The organism is Sporomusa sp. 246TCP1 (assembly GCF_057319775.1).
This window is the reverse complement of record NZ_CM170492.1, coordinates 3275878-3290407: the sequence shown is the minus strand read 5'-3', so window position 1 is coordinate 3290407 and position 14530 is coordinate 3275878. Positions and strand designations below refer to the sequence as shown.

Annotated in this window: 14 protein-coding genes; 13 read left to right on the top strand and 1 reads right to left on the bottom strand. The window is 42.8% G+C overall.

Features of this window, described 5'->3' with window-relative positions:
* The 6 genes from AC1ECB_RS15625 to AC1ECB_RS15600 all read left to right on the top strand — a co-directional run bounded on the left by AC1ECB_RS15625 (nt 1) and on the right by AC1ECB_RS15600 (nt 5205).
* A complete protein-coding gene (locus tag AC1ECB_RS15625; RefSeq protein ID WP_485664637.1) occupies nt 1-906 on the top strand; it encodes an ABC transporter ATP-binding protein in 906 nt (301 codons plus the stop codon).
* Nucleotides 903-2027 carry an ABC transporter permease gene (locus AC1ECB_RS15620; RefSeq protein ID WP_485664636.1) on the top strand — a complete coding sequence of 375 codons (1125 nt, stop codon included), beginning with the start codon at nt 903-905 and terminating at the stop codon, nt 2025-2027. Before AC1ECB_RS15625 ends, AC1ECB_RS15620 begins: the two co-directional genes overlap by 4 nt.
* A gap of 120 nt (nt 2028-2147) precedes the next feature.
* Nucleotides 2148-2753, top strand: coding sequence for a TetR family transcriptional regulator (locus AC1ECB_RS15615; RefSeq protein WP_485664635.1), 606 nt, complete (start codon nt 2148-2150; stop codon nt 2751-2753).
* Between the two features lie 49 nt (nt 2754-2802).
* Nucleotides 2803-4095, top strand: a complete 1293-nt coding sequence (locus AC1ECB_RS15610; protein ID WP_485669354.1) for an MFS transporter — start codon at nt 2803-2805, stop codon at nt 4093-4095.
* Between the two features lie 316 nt (nt 4096-4411).
* Nucleotides 4412-4711 (top strand): YtxH domain-containing protein, encoded by a 300-nt coding sequence (locus AC1ECB_RS15605; protein ID WP_485664634.1) that lies wholly within the window; start codon nt 4412-4414, stop codon nt 4709-4711.
* 128 nt (nt 4712-4839) lie between these two features.
* On the top strand, nt 4840-5205 hold the full coding sequence (locus AC1ECB_RS15600; protein WP_485664633.1) for a hypothetical protein: 366 nt from the start codon (nt 4840-4842) through the stop codon (nt 5203-5205).
* A gap of 141 nt (nt 5206-5346) precedes the next feature.
* Here the strand turns inward: AC1ECB_RS15600 and AC1ECB_RS15595 are convergent, their stop codons facing one another.
* Nucleotides 5347-5778 carry a MarR family winged helix-turn-helix transcriptional regulator gene (locus AC1ECB_RS15595; protein ID WP_485664632.1) on the bottom strand — a complete coding sequence of 144 codons (432 nt, stop codon included), beginning with the start codon at nt 5776-5778 and terminating at the stop codon, nt 5347-5349.
* A 194-nt stretch (nt 5779-5972) separates the two neighbouring features.
* On the opposite strand from AC1ECB_RS15595, the gene AC1ECB_RS15590 reads away from it, so the two are divergent.
* From AC1ECB_RS15590 to AC1ECB_RS15560, 7 genes are all read left to right on the top strand, one after another.
* Nucleotides 5973-7268 (top strand): TolC family protein, encoded by a 1296-nt coding sequence (locus AC1ECB_RS15590; protein ID WP_485664631.1) that lies wholly within the window; start codon nt 5973-5975, stop codon nt 7266-7268.
* A gap of 21 nt (nt 7269-7289) precedes the next feature.
* The gene (locus AC1ECB_RS15585) at nt 7290-8456 is read left to right on the top strand and encodes an efflux RND transporter periplasmic adaptor subunit (protein WP_485664630.1); all 1167 of its coding nucleotides are present in this window, start codon (nt 7290-7292) and stop codon (nt 8454-8456) included.
* Between the two features lie 12 nt (nt 8457-8468).
* The gene (locus AC1ECB_RS15580; RefSeq protein WP_485664629.1) at nt 8469-11627 is read left to right on the top strand and encodes an efflux RND transporter permease subunit; all 3159 of its coding nucleotides are present in this window, start codon (nt 8469-8471) and stop codon (nt 11625-11627) included.
* Between the two features lie 115 nt (nt 11628-11742).
* Nucleotides 11743-12066 (top strand): hypothetical protein, encoded by a 324-nt coding sequence (locus AC1ECB_RS15575; RefSeq protein ID WP_485664628.1) that lies wholly within the window; start codon nt 11743-11745, stop codon nt 12064-12066.
* 192 nt (nt 12067-12258) lie between these two features.
* Nucleotides 12259-13215: a homoserine O-acetyltransferase MetA gene (metA, locus tag AC1ECB_RS15570; protein ID WP_485664627.1), complete on the top strand. Its 957-nt coding sequence runs from the start codon at nt 12259-12261 to the stop codon at nt 13213-13215.
* A 44-nt stretch (nt 13216-13259) separates the two neighbouring features.
* Nucleotides 13260-13886 (top strand): helix-turn-helix transcriptional regulator, encoded by a 627-nt coding sequence (locus AC1ECB_RS15565; RefSeq protein ID WP_485664626.1) that lies wholly within the window; start codon nt 13260-13262, stop codon nt 13884-13886.
* A gap of 303 nt (nt 13887-14189) precedes the next feature.
* The gene (locus tag AC1ECB_RS15560) at nt 14190-14408 is read left to right on the top strand and encodes a hypothetical protein (protein ID WP_485664625.1); all 219 of its coding nucleotides are present in this window, start codon (nt 14190-14192) and stop codon (nt 14406-14408) included.
* The last annotated feature ends 122 nt before the right edge of the window (nt 14409-14530 follow it).

Genomic DNA, 14530 nt, shown 5'->3' with positions numbered 1-14530 from the left:
ATGTATGCTGTAGAAGTTACCAATCTTACTCGTCGCTTCGGTGATTTTACGGCTGTAAATAATGTTTCGCTGCAAATTAAACAAGGGTCTATCTATGGTTTTCTTGGACCAAACGGCTCAGGTAAATCCACCACTATCCGGATGCTGTGCGGGTTATTGGAACCGACCTCAGGCAATGGTAAAATATTAGGCCTTGATATTGTTCAGGATAGTGAGGCTATTAAACATAACATTGGCTATATGTCTCAGAAATTCAGCCTTTATGATGATTTAACCGTTCTGCAAAATCTAGAGTTCTATGCTGGTATGTACAGTTTGTCACGGGATGCAGCCCAAGGAAGAATTAAGGAAATGCTTGTTTTAGCTGGCTTAGAAGAACGACAACATGAATTGGCAGTTAATCTTTCAGGCGGTTGGAAACAGCGTCTGGCTTTAGGATGCTCCATTATTCATAGTCCGCCCATTCTTTTTCTTGATGAACCCACCGGTGGTGTTGATCCCAAATCAAGACGTATGTTTTGGAATATTATTTATAATTTAGCAGTGCAGGGTACGACAGTAATGGTTACAACTCACTTTATGGATGAAGCCGAACATTGTGATGCGATTGGATTTATATTTGAAGGAAAACTGATTGCAAACGGTGCACCATCGCAACTAAAAAAGATGATTCCGGGCGTACTGGTGCGCATTAATACTCCTGAACCGATGGAATTACTAGAAACCTTGGAAGCCAGCAAAATTGCTTATCACGATATTTACCCAGTCGGTGCTGGTTTACATATTCTTGTTGAGGTGGATCAATTGGCCCAAGTCACATCCTATCCCTACGAAAAAATTACTCCGGGATTGGAAGACGTATTTGTTTATTTAGTGAAGTCGCAGCGTAAGGGGATGATAGCATGAGACGCCTGCAAGCTTTGTTGATTAAAGAATTCATTCAAATGCGTCGTGACCGGTTAACCTTCGCGATGATGCTGATGGTTCCGGTTGTTCAACTGCTGCTGTTTGGTTACGCTATTAACACTGATGTTAAGCATTTACCTACTATTGTATTTAACCAATCGCTTCAGCAAGACAGCCGTGATTTGCTTAATTCCCTTGAGAACAGTGAATATTTTGATATAAATTTTGTTGCTAAAAATTTTCAGGAAGTAAACCATGCAGTTGATTCTGGTAAAGCTAAAGTTGGTATTATTATACCGCCGGATTTTTCAGATAATTTAAAGCACGGCAGAATGGCGACGGTGCAAGTTATTGTCGATGCTTCTGATTCGATGTCCGCTTCTTCGGCAATCAGCGCTGCTCAATTGGTCGGTCAAATGAAATCGAAGCAAATTTTGCTGCAAAAATTGCGGGGTTATACGGGACATACCATTCAGAATCCTTATGATATTCGTATCCGCCCCTGGTATAATACGGATTTTGTATCAGCTTTTTATATGGTGCCAGGTATTATGGGGGTTATTCTAACGATGACTATGGTTATGATTACTTCGATGGCTATCGTCCGGGAACGGGAACGGGGCACGCTTGAGCAACTTATTGTTACACCTATGAAGAATTGGGAACTTATGCTGGGAAAGATTATTCCCTATAGTGTAGTTGGGTATGTGCAAGTAACGGTCGCTTTATTGGTGGGCATCTTTGTATTTGACCTGCCGATTCGCGGCAGTCTTGGTTTGTTGTACGGTCTTACATCGTTCTTTATTATTGCCTCACTGGCACAAGGCATTTTAATTTCTACAGTGACTAAAAATCAAATGCAAGCTATGCAGATGTCCTTTTTTATCTTTTTACCGAGTATATTGCTTTCCGGGTTTATGTTCCCGAGGGAGGCCATGCCGATTCTCTTTAATTTTCTCGGGAATATATTGCCGATTACTTTTTATTTGCAGATAATGCGGGGTATTATCCTTAAAGGTGTGGGGCTAAGCATATTGTGGCCTCAAGTATTGGCACTCACCTTATTTATAGTGACCGTGCTAACAATTAGTATCAAAAAATTTCAGAGGAAGATTGTCTAGCTAGGTAGCAGGGAGTATTATTCATTCCACCATAAAGACATAATAAGTTAAAAAGATATATGGTATGTTATAATTAAAGTAATAACTATATAAATGTTTATGTTAAGGGAGTTGCTCATTGTGGAAAATGATACTTCAGATAAAATTATTAATAATGCGATTCCTTTATTCGCGAAAAAAGGGTTTGTCGCTGTCACGATCCGTGAAGTAGCAGATACTGCTCAGATAAATAGTTCTGCTATCTCTTACTATTTCAACGGTAAAGAGGGTCTTTATCAAGCGGTGTTGGAGAAAATTTTTTTACCTGTTACCAAACTACTAAAAACAGTGGAAACTATGACCACAATAAAACCTATTGAACGTCTTACTATGTATGCCCAAAATATCGGTATAATCCACCATGAATGCCCTTTTTTAGCCCGGATTATCCATAGTGAACTTGCAAATCCAACGCCCTGCGGCGAAGCAATAATAAAAAAACATATTTCTCAGCTTTATCAATTTGTGTACTTGTCTTTGCGTGAAGGGGTTGATATGGGAGAATTTGCGCCTGATTTGAATCTTAGCTATGCTACCATATCTTTAGCGGGGATTATGAATTTTTACTTTTTGGCCATACCTCTTATAAAAGAGTTTGCCCAGCTATCGGAACACTCTGATGAGGAATATATCGTTCAAGCACTCAGGATTTATCTGAATGGGATTAAAATAAAAGAAAATCCATAGATTATTGTTTGAATCGGTTGGACAGGAGGAGATAAAACTGATTTGCAGAATGAACTTCGGGTCGATGTTCCGGGCGCTCAGGCATCGAAATTACCGTTTGTTTTTTTTCGGTCAGGGAATATCATTAATCGGGACATGGATGCAGTGGACAGCGATAGTGTGGCTGGTGTATCATTTAACCGGGTCGGCGCAGATACTGGGTACAGTTGATTTCTTCGGCCAAATTTCCGGTATGGTTCTTATTCCTTTCGCCGGGGTGATATTGGATCGGTGGGACCGGTATAAAGTTATTATTGCCACGCAGATTTTATCGCTGCTGCAAGCCGCGACTCTCGCTGTATTAGTGTTGTCGCAAAGTATCGCTGTCTGGCATATTGTGCTACTCAACTTATGGTTAGGTGTTGTTAACTCCTTCAATATGCCGGCAATCCAATCTTTTATTTCCCAGATTGTCGATGATAAAGACGACCTCAGTAATGCCATTCCCCTTAATTCCGCTATGATTAATGGCGCCCGGATTATTGGTCCGTCAATTGCGGGGCTTGTCATCAGTGTCTTTGGCGAAGGCTGGTGCTTTTTACTTAATGCCGTTAGCTTCACCGCAGTACTTGTAGGGCTTAGGCTCATGCAGATAAGCCGGCCGTATGTTGCTAAAAATCATAAAGGAAATCTGTTGGAAGGAATCAGACAAGGGATTATTTATGCATACCGTGTTGTGCCAATTAGGATGGTGCTCGCCCTATTGGCTCTAGTATGCTTGGCAGGCATGCCGGTCATGGTACTCATGCCTGTTTTTGTCGGCGAGGTATTATCAGGAGGTCCGGAGATATTGGGTTTATTGATGTCATTTTTTGGAATGGGAGCCCTCGCTGGAACCATATGTCTGGCTTCCCGTATGACAGTGCTGGGGCTTGAAAATATTATTATGACAGCTAGTTTTGTTTTTGGAATTGGGTTGATAATATTTGCCGTATCCAAAGTACTGTGGCTGTCCTTGGTGTTGGCTTTTATCATGGGAGTTGGGCTTATTGTTCAGATAGCTGCCACCAATACCATCATTCAGACACTCGTGGACGAGGATAAACGGGGACGGGTGATGAGTCTCTACTCATTGTCCTTTGGCGGTATTGCGCCACTAGGGAGTCTATTAGCAGGCTATTTAGCTGAAGGTGTCGGGGTATCGGCGACATTGTTGACGGGTGGTGCCGTATGTTTGGCAGGTGCCATTGCTTTTGCTTATGCTCGATCGGTATGGCTCGCGCACGCTGAGCCTATCTTTAGAAACAAAGGCCTATTCTGTGAAAATGAAGAAGACGCAGGGATAAATGCTGAAAGCATCTAAGCTTGAAACCAACCTTAAAGCCTTAAGATGAGGTCTGTCATTCGAAAGAAGTAAAAAAATTAGAGGATTTGATGGATGCTATTATTGGATAATTAATGAAGTTTTCTACATAACTACATCGAATTTATAATGAGGACCTCTAGTTCAGAAGTGATGAACTAGAGGTCCTTTGTCGTAATAGCTATTATCGGTCTCATAAATTTAGGTATTCGCTATTGTGCAATTAAAATTTAGGAATGTTAGCAGGTGTTTTTGGGATTTTTGTCGAAGGTTAAAAAGCATAGTAAACATCCAATAATTACCGGGGGTGGTAGGCATGTCGATTATGGATTTAATCGAAAGAGGGAAAAAAGAGCGTAAGCAAAAGCAACAGAAAAAAGCCCTGCAAAATGCAGCGATTGGTGCCGCCATTGGTGTGACTGTCGGAGCTGCTGCCGGCGTACTATTGGCACCTAAAGCTGGCAAGGAAACACGGGCCGACATTGTGGAGGCTGCTAAAGAACTCCCTGGAAAAGCCAAAGAAATCGTCGAAAAGACAAAAGAAAAGGTTGCAGAGGTTAAGAAGGAAATTGCTGGTCGGACAAATTCTGATGTGAATGAGGAAGTCACGCAATAACTTATTTCCGTGGAAAAAGGCTGGATGGCCGGGCATCAATGCCCGGCCACTTGTTAATTCTTCGGCTGGGCAAGCTTCAAATTAAGTTATATGATCATTACTTTATTGTGCTGAAAGAAGGGGATTGCTTGTATATTTCATTATACGACGTCGGACTGTTCAGTTTGTTTGTGTTACTTGTCATCATTGGGGGTTACCTTATTGTAGTTTTGCAGCGAGCACTAGGTGTACTGTGTTTGATACGTGGCGTTTTGGATGCACATCAAGACGATATCGGTGAAACTATTTCGTTGTTCAAGGAGACGCTTACCAATATTAATGAACTTACCGTAAGTTTGAAGGAAACCACTGACCATACAAATAGGGCCGTCCGGGCCCTGCCAGGCGAGTTTACTGATACGGTGGAAGAATTACGGGAAAGTTTTGAGACGTTTGCTTTTTATGCCAGGATTGTTGGCGATGTTGTAAAAGCAGTATTTTCGAAGGCGGCTTAGCAGTGCAAGGAAGGTGCAAGAGATTACCATGTAATGCAAAAAGATGATTGAAACCCGCGAACTTCGCGGGTTTCAATCATCTTTTTGCATTACCAATATACTTTTGTGCCGCACATCTGTGATTGAACAAAATCAAAAGAATTAAGGCAGTTTATGGGCAATTCGCGAAAATTCACTGATAACCTTATCCAAAGAGACTAAGTCGTTCTCACTCAAACACTCAAGTTTATTTTGTAGTACCGTAAGTGTTTGCGCTTTTGCCTGTTCACATAGCTGTAATCCAGCCGGAGCTATGCATATTCGGATAATTCTTCTATCAATAGTATCGTATTCCCGCTGTACAAGGCCCTCGGTGACTAATTTGTCAATAATTGGTGTCATTTGTTGCTTTGACAGGAGTATTTCATTGGCGAGCTCGGTCATAGTAGCTTTATTTTCTTTTACTATTGTTAATACATGAAATTGAATTTGAGTAAGCTGGGGTTTGAAATGTAAGGCGACAGGCCGTATAAACTTTTTATCAAGAAGCGGAATCAAATGAAATAGTGTTTCGGCGGTTGTTATATGACTCAAAAAATTCACCCCTAAGTTTGTATTGACAATAGGAGATTAAAAGGCGTAAAATAGTAAATAAAGATTTACTATCTATATAAATAAATAATAAACATTTATTTATATTGTATCACAGACAACACAGCAAATCAAAGAAAAATTCACAAGGGAGAAAAGAATGCTCGCAAACACAATGATTTTTAGGAGGCTTTAGTATGAGAAGATACCAGCGATATTATTGGGTACTTATCCTGATTATCATGCTGATGACAGTAATCCAGCCGGTGTCTGCCACGGCGGTGGAACTATCGGTAGAAGAAAGTGTTGCCCTGGCTTTAAAAAATAATTATGACATCAAATATGCAAAATCGACTAGGGAAAAGTCCTATTGGGCTATGAAGGAAGCCAAGCAAAACAAGGGACTTTCTATTAATCTTACCCATACCGATCAGCGGTATAACACTCCGCCGGCAGAGACCGAAACATCTACATATGAATATACGACTAATTTTGACAACCAGGTAGCACTTACACTGCCCCTGTATTCCGGTGGTAAGTTAGAAGGTCAAATTGAACAGGCAAAACTTAATCTAAAAGTGGCCGAGCTGGATATTGATGCGGCCAAACAGCAGCTTAGACTGACGGTAATTACCGACTATCTTACTGTGTTGGAATACCTTAATGAAGTACAGGTGAATCAGGAAACGGTCAGTAATTATGAAGAACACCTGAAGCTGGTTAAGGATAAATTTGACTTAGGTATGGTGGCTAAGACCGATGTATTGTCAAGTCAGGTGGATTTGGCCGGAGCTCAGAATGATTTAGTTAAGGCACAAAACAATTATACGAATGCGGTAGCCGCACTAAACAATGACATTGGCTTGCCACATACCACTGAAGTTACGATCAAAGATAATTTTGCTTACAAAAAATATCCTCAGACGCTGGAAGAATGTCTTTTCTATGCTGAAGGGCATCGGCCGGAGTTGGCCCAATATGAAGCTAAAATCACCAATGCCCAGTATGATGTAGAAATTGCTAAAAGTGGTCGTCGGCCAACTGTCGATTTGACAGCTGAACAGGACTGGTATGACAGGCATTTACCGGGATCAAAAAACAGCAATTGGCTGTTGAAATTAACTACATCGATCAATGTATTTGATGCCGGTGTAACCGATTCCCAGGTTAAGCAAGCCCGGCATAATGTGGATATGGTAATGGATAAGTCAAGGCAAGAGCGCGATACAATTTTGCTGAATGTGCGTCAGTACTATTTGAGTATGCATGAGGCGGAAAAACAGATTGATGCCAATAGGGTATCTGTAGACTATGCTGAAGAAAGTTTGATGATTCAGAAGGCCCGTTATGAGGTTGGGATTGGAACCAATCTTGACCTGCGTGACGCGGTATTATCACTGGATTCTGCTAAAAAGGATTATATTCAGGCGTTGTATGATTACAATACAAACAAAGCGAAACTGGAACAGGCGATGGGTTTGCCGGTACAATAACAGTGAAAATGGAGGAATAACATGAGTATCAAGGGTTCTAAGCAACTGTATGTTGGATTATTTGTTGTAGTTGTTTTGTTTGGCATTGTTGTTGTACGCAGCGGAATGTTGTCCAAAACACAACCGACTAATGCCGCTCAGACTGTAGCGGTAAAGGCTATGCAAGTAGTAACGCGTGATACGCCAATCAGCCGGGAATTTGTAGGGCAGGTAAAAGCAAAAAGTGAAATAAAAATCATGTCAAAAGTATCTGGTAATATTGTGGAGAAGATGGTAAATGGCGGCGATACTGTTTATAAAGGCCAGCCGTTGTTTCGCATAGATAATAAGCAATACCGGTCAGCAATTAATTCGGCAAGAGCTACGCTGGTTAAATCACAGGCAACTCTTAACAATACACAAAAAGACGTAGAACGTTATCAAAAATTGGCCGCTTTAAAAGGGGTTTCCCAGCAAACTTTAGATGCTTATATATCTCAGGCCGAAGAAGAAGCGGCTACGATTGAGGTTAATCAGGCCACTTTGCAACAGGCCATTGAGGACGAGCAGGATACATTAATTGTTTCGCCGGTGGATGGGCGCATTGACGTAAATGATGTAAGTCTTGGTTATTATGTGGTAGCCGGTTCGACAACAATGGCTACCGTGTCTTCAATAAATCCGGTTTGGGTGCAGTTTAGTATGAGCGAAACTGAGTATCTGCAATATATTCGCAGTGGTAATGGCTCACTACCTGCCAATTTTAAAGACCACCTGCAACTGATGCTAAGTGACGGCAAGGAATATCCATTTATAGGTCAGGTAGAGCAACTCGACAGAGGGGTTAGCGATACGACAGGCACGATTACGCTAAAAGCCAGCTTTGACAATCCGCAAAATTTTCTGCTACCAGGGATGTTTGCCCGGGTAGTTGTGCAGGAAGATGTGCGCAAGGGCGCGCTCCTCATTCCGCAAAAAGCCGTTAAGCAAGTGCTTGATAATACCTTTGTTATTGTGGTAACTGATGATAACAAAGCCGAAAGCAGACAGGTCAAGCTTGGCAATAAAATCGGCGATATGTGGCTGGTGGAAGAAGGCCTGACTGCCACTGACCGGATTGTGGTCGAAGGTATTGACAAGGTAAAACAGGGAACTGATTTGCAGGTAACTATGATACAACCGGATGTGCAGACTCCGGCTAAGCAGTAGGAGGGCGTTCATATGGCTAATTTCTTTATTAATCGCCCTGTATTTGCCATTGTTCTTTCCATTGTTATCACCTTATTGGGGATAACGGCTGCGTTTACCCTGCCGGTAGCGCAGTACCCGCAAATTTCCCCGCCGACCATTTCGGTAAGCACAACCTATCAGGGGGCCAATGCCGATGTTGTCGACCAAACAGTTGCCCAGATTATTGAAGAACAGGTAAACGGCGTTGAAAACATGGTGTATATGTCTTCGACCAGTACGGATTCAGGTTCGTATTCATTGAATGTGCAGTTTGAAACCGAAAAAAATTCCGACACGGCATCTGTACAAACCCAAAACCGGGTGTCCCAGGCTAATGCTTCTTTACCGGGAACAGTGCAAACCTACGGGGTTACAACTCGAAAATCCTCACAGGATATGTCGCTGATTTTTACACTGTGGTCGCCCAGCGACCAGTTTGATGCCAATTTCCTGAAAAACTATGGCAGTATTTACATGGTGGATGATATTAAACGAGTTAGCGGTGTTGGCGAGGTATCGGCTTTTGGTTCAGATTACAGTATGCGGATTTGGCTGCAGCCGGAAAAAATGGCCCAGCTTGGGATTGCCGTCAGTGAAGTGACTGCGGCAATTGAATCACAAAATGTCCAGGCTGCGGCCGGGTCTTTCGGCAATATGCCGGCGGCTTCGCAGCAGCAGTTTCAGTATACGGCTAAGGTAAAAGGCCGTCTTACCGATCAGAAAGAGTTTGAAAACATTATTGTGCGTTCTAAGTCAGACGGTTCCTTTGTGCGCATCAAGGACATTGCCCGGGTGGAACTAGGCAGTAAGGAGTATAATTTTCAATCTTTGCTGAATGGTCATGTGGCAGCCGGTTTTGCCATTAAACTGACAAGTGATGCCAATGCGCTCGAAACCATCAGCAATGTAAAAACCGTACTGGAAAAAGCGTCAAAGAATTTTCCGGGTGACATGGAATATAAAGTTGTTGTTGATAATACCGAATTTGTGCGCGAATCCATGAAAGAAGTGGTAAAAACCTTTGTTGAGGCGCTGCTGCTGGTTGTGTTGGTGGTATTTGTATTCCTGCAGAGCTGGCGGGCCACCCTGATTCCTGTACTAGCTATTCCGGTATCACTGCTCGGTACTTTTGGCGCCTTTAGCATGCTGGGTTTTACTATTAATACTCTAACCCTGTTTGCGTTGGTGCTGGCCATCGGCCTGGTTGTCGATGATGCCATTGTCGTTATTGAGGCGGTCGAGCATCATATGCGTTATTCCGGCTTGTCGCCGCGTGAAGCTACGAAAAAGGCCATGAGCGAGGTGTCGGGACCAGTGGTTGCCATTGCGTTTGTGCTGGCTTCGGTATTTTTGCCGGTTGCCTTCTTAAGTGGCACTACCGGTATTTTGTACAAGCAGTTTGCTTTAACCATCGTAGTGTCTATGGCGCTGTCGGCCATTGTGGCTTTGTCGCTTACCCCGGCTTTGTGTGTTATGCTGCTTAAACCGCATAACTCGGAGGAACATCAGGGTGTGTTAGCCAAATTTTTCACCAAATTCAACAATTGGTTTGAAAACAACATTGAACGCTATGGCGGCAGTTTGGGCCGCATTATTCCTAAAGCCCGGCTGTGTCTGGTTTTGTTGGCAGTGTTGCTTATCCTGACAGGCGGACTCTATAAACTGGTGCCTTCTTCCTTTGTACCCAGCGAGGACCAGGGGTATTTCATAACCTCGATCACGCTGCCGGAAGCATCCAGCTTGAACCGAACCGAAGAAGTGGTCAACCAATTTGCCGCCCAGGTTCGTGAAATGCCGGGAGTGCTCAATAGTATGTCGCTGGCAGGTATGGATATCATGGGCGGCGGCACCAAGTCCAATGCCGGTGCCATGTTTACCTCCCTGGAATCCTGGGATAAGCGCCAGAAACCGGAAGTGCAGCTAAATGCTCTGGTTGGACAGACCTTTATGAAAGGCGCACAATACCCAGAAGGGACGGTAATTGCCTTTACACCGCCAAGTTTGCCGGGACTGGGAACGGTTGGCGGCTTTACGCTGATGCTGCAGGACCGGAGCGGCGGCTCACTGACTGATTTAGATAATGTGGCGCAAAAATTTGCGGCGGCAGCCAAAGAACGGCCGGAAATTGCGTCGGTTATGTCTGCTTTTAAGGCTGATACTCCCAGTTATGAATTTGAGGTAGACCGGGAAAAAGCCCAGCAGTTGGGCGTAGATGTTGATGATGTGTTTACTGCCCTGCAGGTTTTCCTGGGTGGCAGTCAGGTGAATGATTTTAATAAGTTTGGCCGCTCCTACAAGGTTACAGTGCAGGCCGAAAATACTTTTCGCGGTGATGCCGATGCGACCCGGTATCTATATGTAAAAAGCTCCAATGATGCGATGGTGCCGCTGAATACGCTGCTTAAGCCCAAGAAGATCAACGCACCAACCATTATTACCCGGTTTAACGGGGTTAAAGCCGTTCAAATCAGCGGTTCGCAGGCTTCCGGTTACAGTTCCGGGCAGGCCATGACGGCACTTGAAGAAGTGGCCAAACAAACCTTGCCTAACGGTTATACTTATGAGTGGTCAGGACAAAGCCGTGAGGAAAAACTGGCAGGCTCGCGGACAGCTATTGTGTTCGGGATGGCAATTGTGTTCGTATTCTTGTGCTTGGCTGCCCTGTATGAAAGCTGGAGTGTTCCGTTTGCTGTCCTGCTTTCGGTGCCCACCGGCGTCTTTGGAGCCTTTCTGTTCCAGTACTTGACCAATCTTGAAAATAGTGTATATATGCAAATCGGCTTAGTCATGCTTATCGGCCTGGCTGCCAAAAACGCCATATTAATTGTGGAGTTTGCCAAAGTCAGGGTTGACCAGGGCATGAACCCGGTGCAGGCCGCCATTGAAGCCGCTAAAATTCGGCTGCGTCCCATCCTTATGACCTCACTCGCCTTTATTATCGGCTGCATTCCGCTGGCTATAGCCACCGGCGCCGGTGCCGGTGCGAGAAACTCAATGGGAACAGCAGTTGTAGGTGGTATGCTTGCCGCGACTACCCTGGGCATATTCTTAATTCCTGTACTGTTTGTCGTGGTGGAACGGGTAACCGAGAAGCTTACTAACTGGCGAAAAGCCAGGAAAAAAGCTGTAACTACAAATATCTTTAATTGAAAATTGTTGGAACTTTTTTTCTTGGTATCCATAGTTTTCAAATTAAATTCAAAAAAAGGCTATGTATGATAGAACTATAGACAATGCAGATAAAGGTAGAGGAGCGTAACACATAATGAACAAAATGGCTAAGAAAGTAATTATTTACTCCATGGTAGGTTTGCTGCAATTTGGGTTAGGGGTTTCCGTAATTGAAGCTGCGCACAGACAGCCTGAGCCGCCGCAGCAGGAACAAGGTGATGATAGGCAGCAGCAGGAACGGGAGCGCAGAATCCAAAAAGAAAATGAACGGCATGAGCGTGAAATGCGGCGTCGTGACCATGAAAGCGAGCGGGAATGGCACGAACGCCAGGAGCGGGAAAGAGAAAGACATGATAAGGCTTTAGCGACGATTGCCGGGCTTGTTTTGGGAATAATAGCAAGTGGGAATAACAACTAGCTTTGTTATTTAATAGAAACCTGTTTTTCTGCCTGATTGGCAGGGAAATAGGTTTTTTATATATCTTATACGAATTTTGTGGTAGTATAAATGGAGTGGTGCATATAATGTTGTTTATTGCAAATTAAACCAAAACAGTATAATATTAGTTAATATAATAGCTGAAAAATTAACGCAAAGGAGCGGAAGATTATGCCAATAAAAATTCCTAATAATTTACCTGCGGTAAACATTCTTGAAAAAGAAAATATTTTTGCAATGGATGAAAAACGCGCCTATTCGCAAGATATACGTCCGCTTCGAATATTATTGTTAAATTTGATGCCTACAAAAATAGTCACAGAGACGCAATTGCTTCGGTTGCTTGGTAATTCTCCGCTGCAGGTAGAATTTGATTTCCTGTATACAGCCACATATGAACCTAAACATACGTCACATGAGCATTTGGTTAAATTTTATGAGACTTTCGCCGAAGTGAAAAACCGTAAATATGATGGTATGATTATTACCGGAGCACCAGTAGAACAAATTCCCTTTGAAGAAGTTGTCTATTGGAATGAGTTGTGCGAAATTATGGATTGGAGCAGGAGAAATGTGTATTCGACGTTCCATATCTGTTGGGGAGCACAAGCAGCCTTATATCACCACTATGGTATTCCCAAATATGATTTGCCGCAAAAGATGTTTGGCGTGTTTCCTCATACGGTAAATATTAAGGAAAAAATGCTGTTTCGAGGTTTTGATGACGTGTTTTATGTTCCGCATTCCCGGCATACTGAAGTGAGACGGGAAGATATTGAGAAAGTACCGCAACTATCGATACTCTCAGAATCAGAAGAATCAGGTATTTATGCTGTTATAGATAAAAAATATCGACACTTATTTATCACCGGTCACTCTGAATATGATCCCTTAACGCTTAAAGCAGAATATGACCGCGATATTGCTCAGGGATTGCCAATTAATGTTCCCTGTAATTATTATCCTAACAATGATCCGCTGCAGCAGCCGGTGGTGCGCTGGCGGAGTGCGGCCAATTTACTATTTGCCAACTGGCTTAATTACTATGTTTACCAGGGAACACCCTTTGATCTTGACAAATTAACTGATGCTGAGGACTTATGCGGGCTTAATGGCGATGGAATTTAAGGGAATCATTCAATGGTGGTAAGCAGCTGGGAGATGAATACGTAATGTATATATCACAGCGAAAACTTCATGACTTTAACCAAGTTGTATTATGTTTTCACCAATGCAGCAGTCTGGAGAGTTTTATTACAGAAGCTATGTCCCTTATCCGTAGAGTTGTCCCTTATGAAAATGGTGTTTTTTTTTCCGCTGAGCCGCTTTTGCAATTATTTGATTGTTCCTATCACATCAATACAATGTATTACCTGGCAGGTGTTCAATTAATGCATTGTGGAAATGTATTGGCTGACATCACTATTCAGCGTACACAAAAACAACATGATTTCGATGATACTGAGATGAAGTTACTCAAAATGCTAGGTGAACATATGCAATTTATTTTTGCAAAGCTTAGAGATGAGGAGAATGCTAAGCTTGTTGATAAAGATCAACAAGCTGCAGTTAGTGGGCAGACAATGGTTCCGTTTACTGCGCGCGAGGCGGAAATCCTCCTCCTCCTTGCCCAGGGGTTGTCGAATAAAGAAATTGGTGAACGTCTGTTTATTAGTTCGGAGACTGTAAAAACTCACCTGAAAAAATTGTTTGCTAAAACGAGTGCAAGGTCCAGAACAGAATTACTGTCGCATAGTATGAAGAACTTTCGGATAGGTAAAATAATAATGGAAAAATAAGGATTAGTTGTGCAAATCCCCCATTTGGGGGATTTTTTCTTTTTTTTTGAGGCGCTATAATAGAATATATAATATTACCGAATATTTAGAGAATATAACGACATAAAAGGAGTGTGAAGCTATAATCGGTTAAATGGTATGTGATTGCCAATACGGATCAGTTTGTAGGCTTGTTGTTTCTTGTACTAAAAGCCGCTTGAGTTGTAGTAAACGATGGGAATAAATACGCCTCAATAATTATTAGCGGAGTCTTAGACGCTAAGTCAGCTTCAAATTAATACAGTCTGACGAGGAGGGTTAGTTATGGATAACGTAAACCAATCCTTTACTAGTGTTCGAAAAGAAGTCAGCTATATGGATGTGGAAGGCAAGCGTGTACAACCGGAAAAGGCCGTAAAGGTACTGGTCAAGGAGTATGATGAGCATGATAAACTCATCCAGACTAAGATGACAATTGATTTTGCCAAAATAGATATGCCAAGGGGATTGTTTTTTAACTTGGCCAAAGGGCAGTTCTTTTGAATAAGAGTTATCAGGCTAGACACCGTTTACCGTAAGGGGTAAGCGGTGTTTAATTTATGACCCTCCGGGTAGTAGTAAATCCTTCCCGGAGGGAGGAGATGGATAGCAGGAGGAGAATTAAT

Excerpts from the sequence above, each read along its gene's own strand:
- AC1ECB_RS15625 (WP_485664637.1), top strand. The coding sequence starts at position 1 with ATGTATGCTGTAGAAGTTACCAATCTTACTCGTCGCTTCGGTGATTTT.
- AC1ECB_RS15620 (WP_485664636.1), top strand. The coding sequence starts at position 903 with ATGAGACGCCTGCAAGCTTTGTTGATTAAAGAATTCATTCAAATGCGT.
- AC1ECB_RS15610 (WP_485669354.1), top strand. The coding sequence starts at position 2,803 with ATGAACTTCGGGTCGATGTTCCGGGCGCTCAGGCATCGAAATTACCGT.
- AC1ECB_RS15605 (WP_485664634.1), top strand. The coding sequence starts at position 4,412 with ATGTCGATTATGGATTTAATCGAAAGAGGGAAAAAAGAGCGTAAGCAA.
- AC1ECB_RS15590 (WP_485664631.1), top strand. The coding sequence starts at position 5,973 with ATGAGAAGATACCAGCGATATTATTGGGTACTTATCCTGATTATCATG.
- AC1ECB_RS15585 (WP_485664630.1), top strand. The coding sequence starts at position 7,290 with ATGAGTATCAAGGGTTCTAAGCAACTGTATGTTGGATTATTTGTTGTA.
- AC1ECB_RS15580 (WP_485664629.1), top strand. The coding sequence starts at position 8,469 with ATGGCTAATTTCTTTATTAATCGCCCTGTATTTGCCATTGTTCTTTCC.
- AC1ECB_RS15575 (WP_485664628.1), top strand. The coding sequence starts at position 11,743 with ATGAACAAAATGGCTAAGAAAGTAATTATTTACTCCATGGTAGGTTTG.
- metA (WP_485664627.1), top strand. The coding sequence starts at position 12,259 with ATGCCAATAAAAATTCCTAATAATTTACCTGCGGTAAACATTCTTGAA.
- AC1ECB_RS15565 (WP_485664626.1), top strand. The coding sequence starts at position 13,260 with ATGTATATATCACAGCGAAAACTTCATGACTTTAACCAAGTTGTATTA.
- AC1ECB_RS15560 (WP_485664625.1), top strand. The coding sequence starts at position 14,190 with ATGGATAACGTAAACCAATCCTTTACTAGTGTTCGAAAAGAAGTCAGC.